The sequence below is a fragment of the Streptomyces sp. NPDC059009 genome (assembly GCF_042740175.1).
Lineage (GTDB): Bacteria > Actinomycetota > Actinomycetes > Streptomycetales > Streptomycetaceae > Streptomyces.
The window spans coordinates 21,854-38,856 of the sequence record NZ_JBHYJB010000052.1 but is presented as its reverse complement, the minus strand read 5'-3'; the positions used below and the strand labels follow the sequence as shown (position 1 = coordinate 38,856).

Here is a 17,003-nt window from a genome sequence, read left to right as displayed (position 1 = left end):
GGGGCGCCCCTACCGGTACAGGCGCACCTCGCTGATCTGCGGCGGCTTCGCCCCCGCCGTGACGGTGACGCGGACCTCGCTCACCTTCCGGCCGGTCGGCAACGTCAGGGTCAGTGGCCCCGAGGCGGGCGGCGCGGACTCCGCGAGCGGCCGCCATCCCTCCCCCGGCACCAGGCCCTCAAGGCGTACGAGGGTGGGTCGCTCGGCGCCGAACTCGACGGCAGCTCGGGCGAGTTGGACGGGGCGCCGCAGCCCCACGGTCAGGGCGGCCCGGTCCTGGTCCTGGTCCTGGTCCTGCGCCTGGGCCTGGGCCTGGGCCTGGGCCTGGGACGTCTCCGGGGTCCAGGCGGTGGCTCTGCTGCCGTCGACGGCGGCCTGGGCGTAGCCTCCGGGCGCCTCGGACTCGGCGGTGGCGGGGCGGCAGCGGGCGAGGTCGTCGGTGGGGGTGCGGTCGGGGCGGCGGGTGGGAGTGAGGAGCGGCTCGCCCGCGCGCAACCGGTGTGTGCCGTCCGGGAGTCGGACGGTGAGCGGCGCGCCGGAGACCAGGCTCACGCGCGTGCGCTCGGGGCCGATGCCCACGGCGATGCGCCGCCCCTGCCAGGCGAGGTTCTCCAGGCGCACGCCGTCCGCGAGGGACGGGGTGAGCAGGGGGTCGAGGCGCAGCGCGTCGGGGTCGTCGGCGCGCAGGCCCGCGAGCCCGTGGGGGAAGACCTGGAGGAAGCCGCCCGCGCCGGTCAGGAAGGTGAAGGCGGGGGCACCCGCGTTGTCGCCCGCCTTGTCGCCGCGCGCCTCCGAGAACTGCTGGAACGGCGCCTTGACGAAGGGCCGCCACGCGCGGTCGAGGTAGGTGTCGGTCTGGCAGCCGGGGGCGCCCAGTCGGGCCGCGACGACGGCGTGCACGGAGTCGGTCATCGCGGGTCCGTCGGGGTCGGTGACGGGGGCGTAGCGGTCGAGGTCGGCCTGGGCATCGGCGCCCCGGGCATACCCGTACGGGTAGGTGAGGAGCACCGTGTCGGCCTGCTTGATCTTCTGGCCCGCGTAGCCCGCGTACTCGGGGTGGGAGCCGTCGGCGTCGCGCGGCACGTACAGGCGGTCGGCGACGTCGCGCCATGCGTCGGGCACGTCCTCGCCGAGGGTGCGGGCGGCGTCGGCCGCGTGGCGCAGGGCGACGACGGCGCCCGCGTTGGTGAGGGCGTGGTCGTTCACGTCGCGCGCGTACTCGTCGGCGCCGTGCACCTTGTTGACGTGGTAGGCCCCGTCGTCGCCCTTCGTGACCCGCCCGGTCCAGAACTCGGCGATGCTCTTGAGGACCGGATAGCCGCGCGTGCGCAGCCAGTCGCGATCGCCCGTCGCGGCGTAGTACTGCCACTGGGCGAGGGCGATCTCGTTCTGGAGGTGGTCCTGGTAGCCGCCGCAGGGCCCGACGTCGCTGCACAGCCCGCCGGGCCCGGCCGTCCACGGCCACACCGCGCCCTCGGCACCGATGGCGGTGGCGTTGTGTCGGGCCTGCTCCAGGGTGCGGTAGCGGTACTCGACGACGCTGCGGGCGAGCTCCGGGTGGAGCGCGAGCAGGGTCGGGAACATCCAGGTGTCGGCGTCCCAGTACACCTGCCCCGCGTAGGTCTCACTGCTCAGCCCTGAGGGGCCGAGGCTCCACGACTGCCCTTCCCGGACGCTCGAATACAGCGAGTAGAGCGATGAGTTGACGGCCGTCTGGAGTTCGGGGCGGCCGGGGGTGGCGAGGGCGGGCCGCCACAGTTGGCGCCAGGCGCGTTCATGCGAACGCAGCAGCGCCGCCCAACCAGCGTTCCGCGCCCGCGCATTGACGGCATCGGCACTGCCGACGTCCTCCCCGACCCCCACGTACTTCACGACTTCGTACGTGCGCCCGGCCTCGACCGGGATCGCGACCCGCTCCCCCGCCGTGCGCGGCTCGTCCTCCGGCGCGACGGCCGCACGCGCGGCGAACACGGTGCCCCGCCCGGGAACGAGCGTGGCCGACTGCGTCAACTTCCCCTTCGTACCGGCGGCTTGGACGGTGACCCGGCTGGTGTCCGTCGCGAGGTCGGTGCCGCGCGACACGGCGTCGGTGCGGCGGGCGCCCCGCCCGTCGAGCAGCGAGGTGACGTCGAGGCTGCCCGACCACGAGGGCGTGATCCGCGCGCGTACGAGCCCCAGGCCCGCCGTCGGGCGGTGGCTGAGCACGTCGAACGCCACGCGGGTGGCGCGGCCGGGCGTGGGCGTCCAGGTCAGGGCCGTGGTGACGGTGGCGCGGCGCAGGTCCACGGTCTGCCGGTACCCGGAGATCTCACTGGCCGCAGCGCCGGGCCGCAACTGAGCTCCACCGACACCGAGTTCGAGCGTCGACCAGGTCGGCAGGGCCGCGAGGTACTCCAGGCCCCCGTCCCGGTGGTAGAACCCGGCGGCGAAGGCCCCCGCGTACCGGGGTGCGTACAGGGGCCACCCGGTGTCGCCGAGGTCGCCCTGGTAGCCGGTGCCGGTCGCGGGGAGCCGCTGGGCGAGGTAGCCGTTGCCGACGTAGGGCTGGGAGCGGTAGTCGGCCGGGCGGTATGCGTCGGTGCTGAGCCGCCAGGCGGAGGAGCCCTTGGCCCGGCCGTCCGTGGAGGGGTGCGTGGTACGGGAGTTGGCGGTGGCAGGGGCGGTCACCGCAGCGGTGACGGCGATGGCGGCCAGGGCCGCGAGGAGGGCCGCCGCGCCGACGACCCGGGCGCGTCGTGCCCGTCGTCCGCGCGTACGCACAGGGAATCCGACCATACGGAGCAGGGTGGGCCCCGGCCCGCGTCCCGGTACATGGACGAACCGACTCCGGACTTGGACTGTCCGGTCCGTGGAATCGGCTTGCCGCACGGCGGGCCCGCGTCCGAGCATGGCGCCCTGATCAGGGGACGACGTGAAATACGGGGTGAGACGGGGTGCACGGCTCTTTCGAGACGTCGGCGGCGGGGTCCGGCGAGGAGTCCGGCCAGGAATCCGGCGAGACGTTCTACGCGACAGGTCCGCTGGAGGGGCGACGGGTGCGGCTGGAGCCTCTGACCGTCGCCCACATACCGGGCCTCGTCGCGGCGGCCCGCGAGGGGCGGGAGCGGTACGCGCTCACCGATGTCCCCGCCGACGAGGCCGAGGCGGCGGCGTATGTCGCGCGGGCGCTCCGCACGAGCCCGGGCGGAGTGCCCGAGACGGTGCCGTACGCGACGGTGGACCGGCACACGGGGCGGGTGGTCGGCTCGACCCGGTTCTGCGACTTCGAGTACTGGCGCTGGCAGGAGCGGTACCGGCGGCGCCCCGCGGCCGAGCCCGACGCCGTCGAGATCGGCGCCACCTGGCTCGCCCTGGGGGCACAGCGGACCGGGATCAACCGGGAGGCGAAGCTGCTGATGCTGACGGTCGCGTTCGAGCGGTGGCGGGTGCACCGGGTGCGGTTCCGCACGGACGCCCGCAACGAGCGCTCCCGCCGGGCCATCGCCGCGCTCGGCGCCCGCCTGGACGGGGTGCTGCGCGCGGCGGCCGCCGGGTACGACGGGGCGGTGCGGGACAGCGCCGCGTACTCGATCCTCGACGCGGAGTGGGCGGAGGTACGGGCGGGGCTCGAGGCGTCGCTGTCCGGCGGCCCCCGGATCGGCGGCCGGGAGATCGGCCGGCCCCGGACCGGCGGCCCCGCCACCGGCTGCCCGGCATAGCCGAAGGTGATGGCGCCGCAGACTTTCGGCGGACGCCGGCACGCAGGGGCCGCTTCTAGCGTGGACGTGCTGTTGACCGCTCCGGCTCGAGAAGGCACCCATGAAGATCGACGTACGGCACAACCCCTCGTTCGCGGTGGCCCGGGCGCACCTGGCGGCCGGTGAGACCGTCCGCGCCGAGTCCGGGGCGATGATGGCCCACTCCGCGGGGATCTCCGTCGAGGCGAAGGCCGAGGGCGGTCTCATCAAGGGCCTCAAGCGCAGCGTCCTGGGCGGTGAGTCGCTGTTCGTCACGCGGTTCACGGCGGGCGCCGAGGGCGGCTGGGTCGATGTCGCCGCGCAGCTGCCCGGCGATGTGACCGGCGTCGAGGTCGACGGCGGCATGAACCTGGCGCGCGGCGCGTGGCTCTGCTCGTCGGAGGGCGTCGACCTCGACACGAAGTGGGGCGGCTTCAAGAACCTGACCGGCGGCGAGGGCGGCTTCCTGGTCCGTGCCGAGGGCCGCGGCCAGGTGGTCGCCGCGTGCTACGGGGCCCTGGACCAGGTCGAGTTGGCGCCCGGCGAGCAGCTGGTCCTGGACTCCGGCCACCTGGTCGCGTTCGACGACGGCGTCTCGTACACGACCCGGAAGGTGACGCGCGGCCTGATGCAGACGCTCAAGTCCGGCGAGGGCCTCGTCTTCGAGTTCACCGGCCCCGGCCGCCTGTGGACCCAGAGCCGCAACCCCGGCGCCCTGGTCACCTGGCTCACGGCAAAGCTGCCGTTCAGCCGGGGCTGAGCCACCGCCCCCTCGCGGGGCTCGCGCGCGGGCCCCGCTACTCCAGCGCGAAGGAGTCCGCCAGCACGTCCATCTGAGCCGTCACCAGCGTCCTGGCCCGGTGTCCCATGCCCGCGTACTGGCCCGACACCTCCAGGCTCACCGTCCCGTGGAGCTGTGACCAGCTGAGCAGGGTCCCGGCCAGGGCCGCGCCCGCACGGGGGTCGGTGGCGGTGAGCCCCGCGTACTCCCGCAGCCAGTCGGCGGCGGCCTCGTCGTCGCGCACCCAGGTCTCCGTCTCGGCCACCACCGGCCGCACGGACGCCGTGGGCCGGCCCGTCGCGAAGACCTTCACGAAGGGGCCGAGGACCGCTCGGGCGCGGGCCAGGGTGTCGGGCGGGGCCTGGTAGCCGGGGAGCGGGCTGCCCTGGATCAGCAGATAGCGGTGCGGCTCCTCCGCCGCCCAGTCGAGGTAGGCGTCGGCGAGCGCGTGCAGGGCCGCGCGGGGGCTGGCGGGAAGGTCGGCGGCGATCCCCTCCGTGGCCCGCGCGGCCTCGTCGTAGGCGTCCCTGATCAGGGAGTTGAGCAGATCGTCCCGGCTGGCGAAGTAGCGGTAGAGGGCGGGGCCCGAGAGTCCGACCTCCTTCGCGATGCGCGTGAGCGCCACGGCGGGCGCGCCGCCCTCGGCCAGCTGCCGGAGCGCGATCGCCTTGATCTCCCCGCGGGTCCGCTCCCGGTAGCGGGCCCGGGGGCTCGATGTCGCGTCGGCCATTGCCCTTCCCCTTCCCTGTCCTCCTGCGCCGCTGCTTGCGCTGCGGCTCCGTACACGATCGACCGTACAGGAACTCCCTATTGCGATCACTAATTGCGAGAGTTACAGTCTATAACAGTTGCTAGTCCACATCGCGAGGGAGCTTCCCATGACCACCCACTCCGACCCCCGCACGAACCTCCGCACCGACCTCCACGTCGTCCTGGGCGCCGGCCCCGCCGGCACCGCACTCGCCACCGAACTCGCCCACCGCGGCCACCCCGTCCGGCTGGTCGACCGGTCCGCCACCGGCCCCGAGATCGAAGGGGTGGAGCGGCACCGGGGCGACGTCGGCACGCTCGTCGGTGCCCTGGCGGCCATCGAGGGCGCCGCGGTCGTCCACCACTGTGTGAACGTCGCGTACCACCTCCAGATCGAGGTCATGCCCTCGATACAGACGGCCGTTCTCGGCGCCGTCCAGGCCACGGGCGCGCGGCTCGTCGTGCTCGACACGCTCTACCCGTACGGGGAGACGCACGGCGAGGTCATGACGGAGGAGACCCCGTGGCGGGCCACCTCACGCAAGGGCCTGATGCGCGCCCGGCTCGACGAGATCTACCTGGCCGCCCACCGCGAGGGCCGGGCCCGCGTCGCCCTGGGCCGCTCGGCCGACTTCGTGGGGCCCGGCGTGCTCAGCTCGACGCTGGGCGGCGCCACTTTCCCCGGCGCCCTGACCGGCGGGGAGGTCATGGCGCTCGGCGACATCGACCTGCCGCACAGCTACACCAGCATCCGTGACGTGGCGGCCGGGCTCGCGACGCTCGGCGAGAACCCGGCGGGCGACGGCCGCGTCTGGCACCTGCCGACCGCCCCCGCCGTCACCACGCGCGAGGTCCTGCAGATGATCGAGGACCGGGTCGGGCGGCCCCTGAAGACGGTCGTCCTCGCCGAGCCGCGCCCCTTCGGGCCCTTCGACCAGGTCTTCATCGACTCGTACGCCGAGCTCTTCTACCAGCACCTGGAGCCGCAGGTCATGGACTCCTCCGCCTTCGAGGAGACCTTCGGCGCCCGGCCCACGCCGCTGGGCGAGACCCTCGACATGACGATCGAGTGGTACCGGGACCTGCTCAGCCGCGGCTGAGCCCGGCCACCCGCCCGGCCGCCCGCACGCCGGCCTCCGCCTCCGCCTCCTCGGCGTCGACGAGGGCCCGCAGCAGACCGGGAAAGCGGGCCTCCATGTCGTCCAGGCGCAGCGCGTTCATCTTGGTGGTGCCGACGTAGTACTGCCGGATGACGCCCGCCTCGCGCAGGGTGTTGAAGTGGTGCGTGGCGGTGGACGCCGACACCGGCACATCGAAGGACCCGCAGCTCACATCGGCCTCGGCACGGGCCAGTCGGGCCACCACCGCCCTGCGTACCGGATCGGTGAGCGCCTCCAGGACCCGCTGCAGCGAGAACTCCTCCGGCTCGGGGTGCGCCACGGTGCGCGGCGCACTGCGGGGACGGGCCACGGCGGACTCCTCGGAGCGGGGACGGATGAACGTTCCTACTACGATAGCGGTCGAAGTAGCGGCGTCATGCGGATGTCGTCCTCGGCCCACAGCACGAACCGTTCGATCGGCCTCACCTCGTGGCCCGGCACCGGCCGGAAGCGGAAGCGCTTCAGCAGGACGGCGAGGACGAGTTGGGCCTCGACCGTCGCGAGCGCGGCGCCCTCGCAGCTGCGCGGCCCGATCCCGTACGGGATGTGGGCCAGCCTCGGCCGCTCAGCCGTCGCCTCCGGGGTGAACCGCTCGGGGTCGAACCTCTCCGGGTCCGGCCAGTACGCCGGGTTCAGGTGGACCGCCCAGAACGGATAGAAGACGGTCGCCCCGGCCGGGATCTCGTAGTCGCCGAGCTTCATCGCCTCCGTGGTCTCGCGGGCGCCGTAGGGGCCGGGCGGGTACAGGCGCAGCGACTCCTTGAGGACCATGTCGAGATACGGCAGGCGGCGCAGGTCCGCGAAGTCGGGGGCGGCGCGGTCACCGAGGACGTCGTCCAGTTCGGCGGCGACGCGCTCGGCCGCCTCGGGGTGGCGGCCCAGCAGGTGCAGCGTCCAGGAGACGGCGACGCCGGTGGTGTGATGGGCCGCAAGCAGCGTCACCATGACGGTGTCACGGATGCGGGCGGGGCTCTCACCGGCCTCGACGAGCGCCCCGATCAGATCGCTTCGGTCGGTGCGGCCGTCGGACCGGTGGGCGGCGATCACGTCGTCGACGGTCGCGCGCAGAAAGCGCAGGGCCTCCTGAGCCCGCTCGGGGGGTTCCTCGCCCGGATCCGGGGGCGGCACTTCGTAGAGGCGCCCGAGGTAGGCGGTGAGGATTTCCTCGAACGCGGCCACGACGGCGTCCGGTTCGGGGGCCGCGCCGCCGAGCGCGTACGCGCAGATCATGCGCAGGGACAGCGCGGTGAGGTCCTTCTGCAGCGCCACGGGCTCCTGGCAACCGCGCTCGGCCCAGCGGTCCGCGAGCTCCTGGGTGAGCGCGGCGAACTCCGCGAAGTGCCGCTCGTGGGAGGGGCGTCCGGCCAGGACCGAGAGCAACAGGCGCCGCCACGGGGCGTGTTCGTCGGCAGGGAGCACCTGGAGGTTGCCCGCCTCGCACAGCGGGGACAGGAACTCGAAGAGCTTCTGCGGGCGTTCGTCGAGGTGCGCGGTGGCTTCGAGGAGCTCGGGGTCGGCGACGGACACGGCCGTCTCCGCTCCGGGGAGCTGGAAGCGTACGACGGGTCCGTACTCGGCGTGCAGGCTCAACTGGTACTGGTGCAGTCCGCCCGCCGCGGCGACGGCGCCCGCGCCGCCGTCCGGCCGGGGGTCGGGGCCGGGGATGTGCATGGGTGCCTCCTCCTCGTCGCCGCCGGCCCGGTGCGGCCGGGCCCGTGTTCGTCTCGGCCCCACCTTGCCAGGCGGCCGCGCCGCTGTGACTACCGCGCACCGTCGGACAGTTCGGGGGCAGCCCTTCGACCGCCGGCCCACCCATGCCCGGCTGCGGGCCGCGCTGCCCCTGCTCGCCGAAGGGCAGCCGGCGCCCTCGGGCACATCACCGCCAGGAAGGCGGTCCGGTCACACGGCGCCCGGGCCCAGCAGCTGTCCGCCGTCGACCACCAGCGTCTCCCCCGTGATCCAGCGCGCCGCGTCGCCCGCGAGGAACGCGACCGCGGCGCCGATGTCCTCGGGCTCCCCGATGCGGCCCAGCGGAGTCGCGGCCGCCACCTTCGTCTCGCGCTCGCCCTGCCACAGGGCCTCGGCGAGGCGGGTGCGGACGACGCCGGGGGCGATGGCGTTGACCCGTACCGCCGGGGCGAGTTCGAGGGCGAGCTGCTTGGTGAGGTGGATGAGCGCGGCCTTGGACACGTGGTAGACGCCGACGTCGGCGGCGACCGAATAGCCGCCGATCGAGGCGGTGTTGACGACGGAGCCGCCGTGCTCGCCCATCCACGCCCGGACCGCGAGCGACGTCCACAGGATCGGCGCCCACAGGTTGACGTCCATGGTCTTGGTGAAGCGCGCGTGGTCCTGGTCGATGACGGGGCCGTACGCGGGGTTCGTCCCGGCGTTGTTGACGAGGACGTCGAGGCGTCCGTACGTGGCCACGGTGTGCTCGACGCAGGCGCGGGCGGCCGCCTCGTCGGTGGCGTGGGCGCCGAACCCCTCGATGGCGCCGCCGAGTTCGGCCGCGGCCTCCTTCGCCCGCTCCTCGCTGCGCGAGGTGATGACGACGCGCGCGCCCTGGTCGCGGAGCGCGGCGGCGGCCGCGAGGCCGATGCCCCGGGAGGCGCCGGTGACCAGCGCGACCTTCCCTTCGAGGCTCCCCGCGGGGCCCGGGTTTCCAGCCGCTTCCGGGCTCCCGGTCGGTGTCATCACTGTCCTCGCTCTCCTTGTCGGGCCTCGCGGCGGCGCAGCTCGCGCAGCGCGATGGTGCGCTTGTGCACCTCGTCCGGGCCGTCGGCAAGACGCAGCGTACGCAGGTGCGCGTACATGCTGGCGAGCGGGAAGTCGTCGGAGACGCCCGCGCCGCCGTGCACCTGGATGGCCCGGTCGATGACCTTCAGGGCGGCCTCGGGTGCGGCGACCTTGATCGCGGCGATCTCGGTGCGGGCCTCCTTGTTGCCGACGGTGTCCATCAGGTACGCGGCCTTGAGCGTGAGCAGGCGCGCCATGTCGATCTCGATGCGGGCCTCCGCGATCCAGTCCTGGATGTTGGCGCGGTCGGCGAGCGGGGCGCCGAACGTGGTGCGCGACCGGGCCCGGTCGATCATCAGGTCCAGGGCGCGCTCGGCCATGCCGATGGTGCGCATGCAGTGGTGGATGCGGCCGGGCCCGAGCCGCGCCTGGCTGATCATGAACCCGTCGCCCTCGCCCGCGAGGAGGGCCGTGCGCGGGACCCGTACGTCCTCGAAGAGCACCTCGGCGTGGCCTTCGCGGTCCTGGTAGCCGAAGACGGGCAGGCCGCGCAGGACGGTGACGCCCGGGGTGTCGAGGGGGACGACCATCATGCTCTGCTGGCGGTGGCTCGGCCCGTCCGGGTCGGTCTTGCCCATGACGATGAGGACCTTGCAGTTCTTGTGCAGGGCGTTGGAGGTCCACCACTTGCGGCCGTTGAGGACGTACTCGTCGCCGTCGCGGACCATGCGCATCTCGATGTTGCGGGCGTCGGAGCTGGCGACGGCGGGTTCGGTCATCGCGAACGCGGAGGCGATCTCACCGGCGAGCAGCGGCTTCAGCCACTTCTCCTTGTGCTCCTCGGTGCCGAAGAGCGTGAGGACCTCCATGTTGCCGGTGTCGGGGGCGTTGCAGTTGGTGGCCTCGGGGGCGAGGTGGGCGCTGCGGCCCATGATCTCGGCGAGCGGCGCGTACTCGAGGTTGGTGAGCCCGGGGCCCCACTCCGGGTGCGGATGGAAGAGGTTCCACAGGCCCTGCTTCTTCGCCTCGGTCTTGAGCTCCTCCAGGACCGGCGGGTGGAAGTGCGGGTCGCCCGACTCGGTCATCTGCGCCTCGTAGACGGCCTCGGCGGGGTAGATGTGCGCGTCCATGAACGCGCACAGCTTGTCCTGGTACTCCTTGGCCCGGTCGGACAGGTCGAACACGGATCCTCCAGCGGTCGGGTGCCGCGGGCGCGGGGCCCGCGGCTCGGGTTCAGCGCGCGGTCGTGGGGGTGAGCAGCTCGTGCAGCCGCTCGGCCGTCGCGGCGGCGGAGCGGTGGACGACTCCGGCGAGGCCGATGCGTGCCGCCGCCGTGATGTTCTGTTCCAGGTCGTCCACCATGACGGTCTCCTCGGGCGGCACGCCCAGGCGTTCGCAGGCCAGGGCGTAGGCGCGGCGCGAGGGCTTGCGGACGCCGATGTCCCGGGAGACGGTCACGGCGTCGAACAGGGCGGGCAGGTCGAAGCCCGCGTAGCAGTCGTCGCCGAGGGAGTTGGAGAGCAGGCCGACGGGGTGTCCCGCGGCGCGCAGCCGGCCCACGAGCGCGACCGTGTCCGGGTCGGGCGCGAGCCGGGACTGCAGCCGCCCGACCAGTCCTTCGCCGACCGCCGGTACGCCGTGCGCCCGCAGCCGGGCGGCGAAGCCGTCCTCGAACTCCCGCTCCCCGATGCGCCCTTCCTCGTGCGCCACCAGCAGCGCACTGCTCTCCTTGTCCTTCGACAACAGCCCGAGCAGCAGCCGCGGGTCGCCGCACAGGTCTGTGCTGAGCTCTGCGAAGGCGGTGACCACGCTGGTGGTCAGAACGCCGCCGAAGTCGAAGAGGACCGCCGTGCGCCCGCGGCTCCCGGTCATCCGCCCACCCCTTGGCTCGTAGCTCGTACCCGGAACGTACTTGAATCCGGTTTCAGGTTCAATGCTGGAGCGGCAGGATCGTCGCCCGTATAGTCGAGAAGTCGAATCCAACGTCAAGTTCAGCGGGAGGGGTCCACCCATGAGCACGGATGCGCCGGCGGCCGCCTGGGACCAGGTGGCGGCACGGGACGTGACCACCAACGGCATCACCCTGCGCGTCTTCGAGCACGGCCCGCAGGACGGCCCCGTGGTCGTGCTCTGCCACGGCTTCCCCGAACTGGCCTTCTCGTGGCGGCACCAGATCGGGGCGCTCGCCGACGCCGGGTACCGTGTGCTCGCCCCCGACATGCGGGGCTACGGCGGCAGTTCACGCCCCGAGGCCGTCGACGCGTACGACATGCCGGCCCTGTGCGCCGATCTGGCCGGGCTCCTGGACGATGTGGGCGCGGACGACGCGGTGTTCGTGGGGCACGACTGGGGCGCGAACGTGGTGTGGCACATGGCGTGGCTGCGCCCGGGCCGGGTGCGGGCCGTGGCGGGCCTGAGCGTGCCGGTGCGGCCTCGTTCGCCGGTGGCGCCGCTGCCGGTGCTGCGGGAGCGGCTCGGCGACGACTTCTACATGGTGTGGTTCCAGGAGCCGGGCGTCGCCGACCGTGCGCTCGCGCGGAACGTGCGCAGGACGCTGGTGGCCCGCGAGATCTGGTCGGCCGCCTGGGCCGGGCGCGCGGACGAGGAGTTGGCACCGCCGCACTGGATGAGCGAGGCCGAACTCGCCCATTACATCGACGTGTTCGAGACGACGGGCTTCACCGGCGGCCTCAACTACTACCGGAACCTGGACCGCACCTGGGAGCTGACGCCGCAGCTGGCCGACCGGACCATCGACTGCCCGTCACTGTTCCTGACCGGCTCCGAGGACCCGGTCGCCCGGTTCATGCCCGACGACAAGCTGGAAGAAGTCCTCACCGGTCTGCGCGGCCGCGTCGTCGTGGACGGGGCCGGGCACTGGGTCCAGCAGCAGCGGCCCGGGGACGTGAACGCCGCGCTCCTCGAGTTCCTCGCCGGCCTCGGCTGATAGCATCCCCCGCCTCCGACGAGAGAACCGAGAGAACGAAGGACCGCAGTGGCTGCCCACGCCCCGGCCGCCGAGGGCGGCCAGAAGCAACCGATCACGCCCCGCAGCGCGCGCGGCGTCAGGACCCGCAACGCGCTGGTCGCCGCCGCCCGCGAGGTCTTCGAGCGCGACGGCTATCTCGACGCCCGGATCACGGACATCTCCCAGGCCGCGCACGTCGCGTCCGGCTCCTTCTACACGTACTTCAACAGCAAGGAGGAGATCTTCCAGGCGCTCGTCGAGCAGGTGCAGGAGGAGATGCTCCACCCGCACGTGCGCGAGCGCACCGGGATCACCGACCCGCGCCGGCTCATCGACGCGGCGAACCGCGAGTATCTGCGCGCGTACAAGAAGAACGCCCGCCTGATGGCGCTGTTCGAGCAAGTCGCCCAGGTGGACGAGCAGTTCAAGGCGCTGCGCATAGAGCGCGGCAACGCGTTCGCGCGCCGCAACGCGAAGCTGATCCGCACGCTCCAGGAGAACGGGCAGGCCGACGCGAGCCTCGACCCGCTGATCACCGCGCACGCCCTGTCGGTGATGGTGAGCCGCATGGCCTACCTGGTGTTCGTGCTCGGCCAGCGCATCCCCTTCGAGAAGCTCGTCACGACGCTCAACACGATCTGGGAGAACGGCCTCCAGATCACCGGGCCGGAGTCCTGAAGGAGCCGGAGTCCCGCAGGGCCGACGGGCCGGTGTCCTGAAGGGTCAACGGGCCGGTGTCCCGAAGAAGAACCGCCTGATGTCGTCGACCAGCAGCTCCGGCTGCTCCATCGCCGCGAAGTGGCCGCCACGGTCGTACGAGGTCCACTGCACGATGTTGTTCGTCCGCTCGGCGATGTGGCGCAGCGGGATGAAGTTGTCGCGGGGGAAGTCGGCGAGCGCGGTGGGCGTCGTCGACGGCTCGGGGGACGTGCCCCAGTGGCCGGAGTGGGCCCGCTCGTAGTAGATGCGCGCGGACGAGCCCGCCGTGCCGGTCAGCCAGTACAGCACCACGTTGGTGAGCAGCAGGTCGCGGTCGACGGCGTCCTCGGGGCGGTCCGTCGCGTCGGTCCACTCCTTGAACTTCTCGGCGATCCAGGCGAGTTGGCCGACGGGTGAGTCGGTGAGGGCGTAGGCGAGGGTCTGCGGCCGGGTGGACTGGAGGTCGGCGTAGCCCTGCCGGTCGCGGGTCCAGTCGCGGAAGCGGTGCCAGGAGGCCAGCGTCCGCGCGCGCTCCTCGGGGCCGAGCGCGGCGAGCTCCTCGGCGGTGGGCTCGTGGGTGGCGCCCGAGTTCGGCAGCAGGTTCAGGTGGACGCCGATGACGCGGTCGGGCCGGGTCCGGCCGAGCTCCCGGGAGACGGCGGCGCCCCAGTCGCCGCCCTGCACCCCGTATCGCTCATAGCCGAGGCGCTCCATCAGCTCGGCGAACGCGGCCGCGACCCGCATGAACTCCCAGCCGGTCTCGCGGGTGGGCCCGGACAGGCCGAAGCCCGGGATGCTCGGCAGCACCAGGTGGAAGGCGTGGGCGGGGTCGCCGCCGTGGGCCCGGGGGTCGGTGAGCGGTCCCGCGACGTCCATGAACTCCACGATGGAGCCGGGCCAGCCGTGCGTCATGAGCAGCGGGACCGCGTCCGGCTCCGGGGAGCGGAGGTGCGCGAAGTGCAGGTGCGCGCCGTCGATCGTGGTGGTGAACTGCGGCCACTCGTTCAGCCCGGCCTCCGCGGCCCGCCAGTCGTAGGTGTGCCGCCAGTGGTCCGCGAGCTCCCTCAGGTAGTCGCGCGGGATGCCGTACGCCCAGCCCACGCCCGGCAGTTCGTCGGGCCAGCGGGTCCGGTCGAGGCGGGCGTGGAGGTCGTCGAGGTCGTCCTGGGGGATGTCGACGCGGAAGGGGGTGATGGACGGGTGTGCGGGGGTGGTCATGGCGGGTCATGGTATGGACGGGGTCCGGGGGCGGCACCCGGGTTTCCGCCGCGTGGTGCGTGCGTGGCGGGTGCGCGGTCGGGCGCGTGGCCCGGGTGCGTGATGGGCGCGTGACCGGGTGTGCGATGGGGTGCGTGACCGGGTGTGTGCCGCCCCCGGTGCCCCCTCAGTGCCGCACCGTCACCACGACCTTGCCCACCTGCGCGTTGGACTCCAGGTAGCGGTGTGCCGCCACGATGTCCGCCAGGTCGAAGGTGCGGTCGACGACCGGGGTGAACGACCCGTCGGCGAGGCCCGCGTTGATGAACGCGACACCGCGGGCGAGGCGTTCGGGGTCCTGGGTGACCTCGTGCATCGTGTACGTGCGGGTGGTGAGCGCCGGGTAGCTGCGGGCGCCGGGGAGCGGGGTGGGGCGCGGGTCGAGGGCGCCGTACACGATCAACTGGCCGCCGGGGGCGACGGCTTGGGCGATGGTCTCGACGCCGGGGCCCGCGACGGGGTCGAAGGCGGTGCGCACGCCCGCCCCGTCGGTGATCTCCTTGACGCGCGCGACGAGGTCCTCCTCGTCGGTGACGACGACATGGGTGGCCCCGGCGTCAAGGAGGCGCTGCTTCTTCTCCGCGGTGCGGGTCGTGGCGATGGGGGTCGCGCCGATGCGGTGGGCGGTCTGGATCGCGGCCAGGCCGACGCTGCTGGAGGCGGCGGTGATCAGGATGTGGTCGCCCGGGCGGTTGCGCTGGTCCTCCACCAGCGCCCCGTACGCGGTCTGGTAGGCCATCCACACCGCCGCGGCCTGCTCGGGCGCGACCCCTGCGGGGCGCGGCACGGTGGCGGCCGCCGGGACCAGGACGCGGTCGCCGTACGTGCCGTAGTCGGTCTGCCGGAACGCGGGGACCACACCGACGGGGTCACCCACCGCGAACCCGGTGACGCCGGGGCCGACCGCCTCGACGGTGCCCGCCGCCTCGTAGCCGAGGCCCGAGGGGAACTCCGGCCGCAGGTAGTACGTGCCCTCGCGGAACATGACCTCGGCCCGGTTCAGGCCGATGGCGTCCACGCGGATCCGCAGCTCCCCGGGGCCGGGCTCGCCGACCTGGACCTCGCGCACTTCAAGGACCTCGGGCCCGCCGATCCTGTCGAACCGCACCGCTCTGGCCGTGGCCATGATCCCTCCCCATGTCTTTCTATACTTCGATGTCGGTCAAAGTATCACCGTCATCGAAGTAATGGGGAGGGGTGGCCGAGTTTCACCGGGAGGAGATCACCGCCCGACCGAGAGCAGCCGGGACCGCTCCGGTTCGTCGTCGTAGGAGTTGCCGTCGAGACGGGACGGCGCCACGAAGAAGCGGCCGTCGCGGTAGAGGGTCGTCGCCGCGAACATCCCGGACTCCACCTTCGCGGCCGCCGCCGGGTGCTTGAGCAGCACCTCGGGCTCACCGCCCCGGGGGCCGAAGCGGACGGTGCGCCCGGCCTTGCCGGTGGCCGCCCGCGCGTATGTGACGACCTTCGCCTTCTTGCCCGAGCCCTCCGCGCGCAGCGGCTGCAGCTGGTAACTCCCGCTCCCGGACGCCCACTTCACCTTGCCGGAGCCCAGGTCGAAGGCGACGATCCTGTTCGCCCCGAGGCTCCCGTCCTTCGGCTCGGTCGACAGATAGAACCGGTCCGCGCCGACGGCGGCCCCCGAGCAGTTCTGCGCGCCCCGGCCCGAGTCGCCGCTGCCCTCGCACTCCTCGAAGACGTGGGAGCCGAACTTCAGCCGGGACCGCAGCTTGCCGCGGTCGTCGAGCGCGACGACGGTCCAGTGATCCATGTCCTCGCGGTCCTTGAGGGTGACCACGACGGGGTCGACGGAGTAGACCTTGCTGATGGACACGCCCTTCTTGCCCACGTAGCGCCACTTCACGCGGCCGGTCTCCGGGTCGAGCTCCTTGAGCTGGCTGAACGGCTTCGGGGCGCTGACCCCACAGCTGTCGATCTCCAGGAGCCGGGCGCCGCCGGCCACGTCCTCCGGGTAGCAGGAGCCCTTGAACTCCTTCTTCGACGTGAACAGGTGCTTGCCGTCGCTCACGCGGTAGGCGTACGCCATCATGTTCTGGCCGACCAGCACGGTGTCCTTGGAGATGGCGAGGTGCACGATGAGGGTGCTGTCCATGATGCTGTGCTCCGTCAGCTCCTTGTGCCAGCCCTTGTCGCCGGTGCGCAGGTCGATCATCTGCAGCTGATTGCACTTGGCGTTCTCGCTCGTGCCGGCCTTGTACGCGATCACGACCTTGCCGTCCGGCGTGGGGTTGACGGGGGTGTCGCAGATCTTGGCGGGCGCCTCGACGGACCACGCGACCGAGCCGTCGGCGACCCGGTAGGCGGTGATGTCCTTGTACCCGGCCTGCACCAGGGTGCCGCCGACGGTCCACACGTCGTGCAGCGAGGCGCCGTTGCCCGGCACGGCCCCCGTGTTCAGGGCCCGCCACACCTTGGCCTCACCGGGCTTGCGTTCCCCGTTGACGTCCTTGGCCCAGTGGTCGGGAGCGCTCGCGCTCGGCTCGGGGCGCGCGGGCTTGGCGTCGCCTTCGGCGGTGCCGCTGGCGTGCGGCGAAGGCGTGCGAGCCGCCTCGGCCCCATCGCCGCCGTCGCCGTCACCCCTCGTGACCAGGAACACTCCCCCACCCACCAGCAGCAGCGCGATGAGCACCGCACCGGCCACGAGCAGGGGCCTGCTGCGCGCCTGCCGGGACCCGGCGTACGGGTTGCCGCGCACCGGCCGGTGGACGGGACCGTACACGGACGGCTCCGACGTCCGCTTCTTTCCTCGCCTCACCGTGCGCTCCGTAAGCTCGACGACTCATGTCCATGACGTGCCATGGCCATGAGTCTGGACCATGAAGGGGGTCCTCCAGAGGACTTTTTGGAGGACTTTTCTAGAAGATCGTTCTAGAACCGCCGACACTCCCCGGTGCGCCGCCGTTCGCCCCCGC

General features: G+C 72.9%; 15 protein-coding genes. 5 read left to right on the top strand and 10 right to left on the bottom strand.

The genetic code is table 11. From position 1 onward, the window contains the following. Positions 1-9: 9 nt before the first annotated feature. Positions 10-2,775 carry a glycosyl hydrolase family 65 protein gene (locus ACFWYM_RS38430; protein WP_384848040.1) on the bottom strand — a complete coding sequence of 922 codons (2,766 nt, stop codon included), beginning with the start codon at positions 2,773-2,775 and terminating at the stop codon, positions 10-12. 158 nt (positions 2,776-2,933) lie between these two features. On the opposite strand from ACFWYM_RS38430, the gene ACFWYM_RS38425 reads away from it, so the two are divergent. Then, on the top strand, positions 2,934-3,698 hold the full coding sequence (locus ACFWYM_RS38425) for a GNAT family N-acetyltransferase (protein WP_384848037.1): 765 nt from the start codon (positions 2,934-2,936) through the stop codon (positions 3,696-3,698). Positions 3,699-3,798: 100 nt separating this feature from the next. Continuing rightward, complete coding sequence (locus ACFWYM_RS38420) at positions 3,799-4,476, top strand: TIGR00266 family protein (RefSeq protein WP_384848034.1); 678 nt, start codon at positions 3,799-3,801, stop codon at positions 4,474-4,476. Between the two features lie 37 nt (positions 4,477-4,513). Here the strand turns inward: ACFWYM_RS38420 and ACFWYM_RS38415 are convergent, their stop codons facing one another. Beyond that, positions 4,514-5,227 (bottom strand): TetR/AcrR family transcriptional regulator, encoded by a 714-nt coding sequence (locus ACFWYM_RS38415; protein WP_384848031.1) that lies wholly within the window; start codon positions 5,225-5,227, stop codon positions 4,514-4,516. A gap of 148 nt (positions 5,228-5,375) precedes the next feature. On the opposite strand from ACFWYM_RS38415, the gene ACFWYM_RS38410 reads away from it, so the two are divergent. After that, positions 5,376-6,347: an NAD-dependent epimerase/dehydratase family protein gene (locus ACFWYM_RS38410; protein WP_384848028.1), complete on the top strand. Its 972-nt coding sequence runs from the start codon at positions 5,376-5,378 to the stop codon at positions 6,345-6,347. Here the strand turns inward: ACFWYM_RS38410 and ACFWYM_RS38405 are convergent. From ACFWYM_RS38405 to ACFWYM_RS38385, 5 genes are all read right to left on the bottom strand, one after another. After that, positions 6,334-6,717 carry an ArsR/SmtB family transcription factor gene (locus ACFWYM_RS38405; protein ID WP_384848025.1) on the bottom strand — a complete coding sequence of 128 codons (384 nt, stop codon included), beginning with the start codon at positions 6,715-6,717 and terminating at the stop codon, positions 6,334-6,336. The two genes, ACFWYM_RS38410 and ACFWYM_RS38405, sit on opposite strands and share 14 nt — an antisense overlap. Positions 6,718-6,755: 38 nt before the next feature. Further along, the gene (locus ACFWYM_RS38400; protein ID WP_384848022.1) at positions 6,756-8,078 is read right to left on the bottom strand and encodes a cytochrome P450; all 1,323 of its coding nucleotides are present in this window, start codon (positions 8,076-8,078) and stop codon (positions 6,756-6,758) included. Between the two features lie 228 nt (positions 8,079-8,306). After that, positions 8,307-9,104: an SDR family oxidoreductase gene (locus tag ACFWYM_RS38395; RefSeq protein ID WP_384848019.1), complete on the bottom strand. Its 798-nt coding sequence runs from the start codon at positions 9,102-9,104 to the stop codon at positions 8,307-8,309. Next, entirely contained in the window at positions 9,104-10,330 is a 1,227-nt protein-coding gene (locus ACFWYM_RS38390) for an acyl-CoA dehydrogenase family protein (protein ID WP_384848017.1), read from the bottom strand. Before ACFWYM_RS38390 ends, ACFWYM_RS38395 begins: the two co-directional genes overlap by 1 nt. Positions 10,331-10,379: 49 nt before the next feature. After that, positions 10,380-11,018 carry an HAD family hydrolase gene (locus ACFWYM_RS38385; RefSeq protein WP_384848014.1) on the bottom strand — a complete coding sequence of 213 codons (639 nt, stop codon included), beginning with the start codon at positions 11,016-11,018 and terminating at the stop codon, positions 10,380-10,382. A 139-nt stretch (positions 11,019-11,157) separates the two neighbouring features. Here ACFWYM_RS38385 and ACFWYM_RS38380 point away from each other — a divergent pair, with 139 nt between their 5' ends. Next, positions 11,158-12,093: an alpha/beta fold hydrolase gene (locus tag ACFWYM_RS38380; protein WP_384848011.1), complete on the top strand. Its 936-nt coding sequence runs from the start codon at positions 11,158-11,160 to the stop codon at positions 12,091-12,093. 48 nt (positions 12,094-12,141) lie between these two features. Then, positions 12,142-12,792, top strand: coding sequence for a TetR/AcrR family transcriptional regulator (locus ACFWYM_RS38375; RefSeq protein WP_384848008.1), 651 nt, complete (start codon positions 12,142-12,144; stop codon positions 12,790-12,792). 45 nt (positions 12,793-12,837) lie between these two features. Here the strand turns inward: ACFWYM_RS38375 and ACFWYM_RS38370 are convergent, their stop codons facing one another. The 3 genes from ACFWYM_RS38370 to ACFWYM_RS38360 all read right to left on the bottom strand — a co-directional run bounded on the left by ACFWYM_RS38370 (position 12,838) and on the right by ACFWYM_RS38360 (position 16,810). Beyond that, positions 12,838-14,031 (bottom strand): epoxide hydrolase family protein, encoded by a 1,194-nt coding sequence (locus tag ACFWYM_RS38370; protein ID WP_384848005.1) that lies wholly within the window; start codon positions 14,029-14,031, stop codon positions 12,838-12,840. A 166-nt stretch (positions 14,032-14,197) separates the two neighbouring features. Beyond that, positions 14,198-15,196, bottom strand: coding sequence for a zinc-dependent alcohol dehydrogenase family protein (locus tag ACFWYM_RS38365; protein WP_384848002.1), 999 nt, complete (start codon positions 15,194-15,196; stop codon positions 14,198-14,200). 96 nt (positions 15,197-15,292) lie between these two features. Further along, positions 15,293-16,810: a PQQ-binding-like beta-propeller repeat protein gene (locus tag ACFWYM_RS38360; RefSeq protein WP_384847999.1), complete on the bottom strand. Its 1,518-nt coding sequence runs from the start codon at positions 16,808-16,810 to the stop codon at positions 15,293-15,295. Positions 16,811-17,003 lie beyond the last annotated feature (193 nt).

Excerpts from the sequence above, each read along its gene's own strand:
- ACFWYM_RS38430 (WP_384848040.1), bottom strand. The coding sequence starts at position 2,775 with ATGGTCGGATTCCCTGTGCGTACGCGCGGACGACGGGCACGACGCGCC.
- ACFWYM_RS38420 (WP_384848034.1), top strand. The coding sequence starts at position 3,799 with ATGAAGATCGACGTACGGCACAACCCCTCGTTCGCGGTGGCCCGGGCG.
- ACFWYM_RS38415 (WP_384848031.1), bottom strand. The coding sequence starts at position 5,227 with ATGGCCGACGCGACATCGAGCCCCCGGGCCCGCTACCGGGAGCGGACC.
- ACFWYM_RS38410 (WP_384848028.1), top strand. The coding sequence starts at position 5,376 with ATGACCACCCACTCCGACCCCCGCACGAACCTCCGCACCGACCTCCAC.
- ACFWYM_RS38400 (WP_384848022.1), bottom strand. The coding sequence starts at position 8,078 with ATGCACATCCCCGGCCCCGACCCCCGGCCGGACGGCGGCGCGGGCGCC.
- ACFWYM_RS38395 (WP_384848019.1), bottom strand. The coding sequence starts at position 9,104 with ATGACACCGACCGGGAGCCCGGAAGCGGCTGGAAACCCGGGCCCCGCG.
- ACFWYM_RS38385 (WP_384848014.1), bottom strand. The coding sequence starts at position 11,018 with ATGACCGGGAGCCGCGGGCGCACGGCGGTCCTCTTCGACTTCGGCGGC.
- ACFWYM_RS38380 (WP_384848011.1), top strand. The coding sequence starts at position 11,158 with ATGAGCACGGATGCGCCGGCGGCCGCCTGGGACCAGGTGGCGGCACGG.
- ACFWYM_RS38370 (WP_384848005.1), bottom strand. The coding sequence starts at position 14,031 with ATGACCACCCCCGCACACCCGTCCATCACCCCCTTCCGCGTCGACATC.
- ACFWYM_RS38365 (WP_384848002.1), bottom strand. The coding sequence starts at position 15,196 with ATGGCCACGGCCAGAGCGGTGCGGTTCGACAGGATCGGCGGGCCCGAG.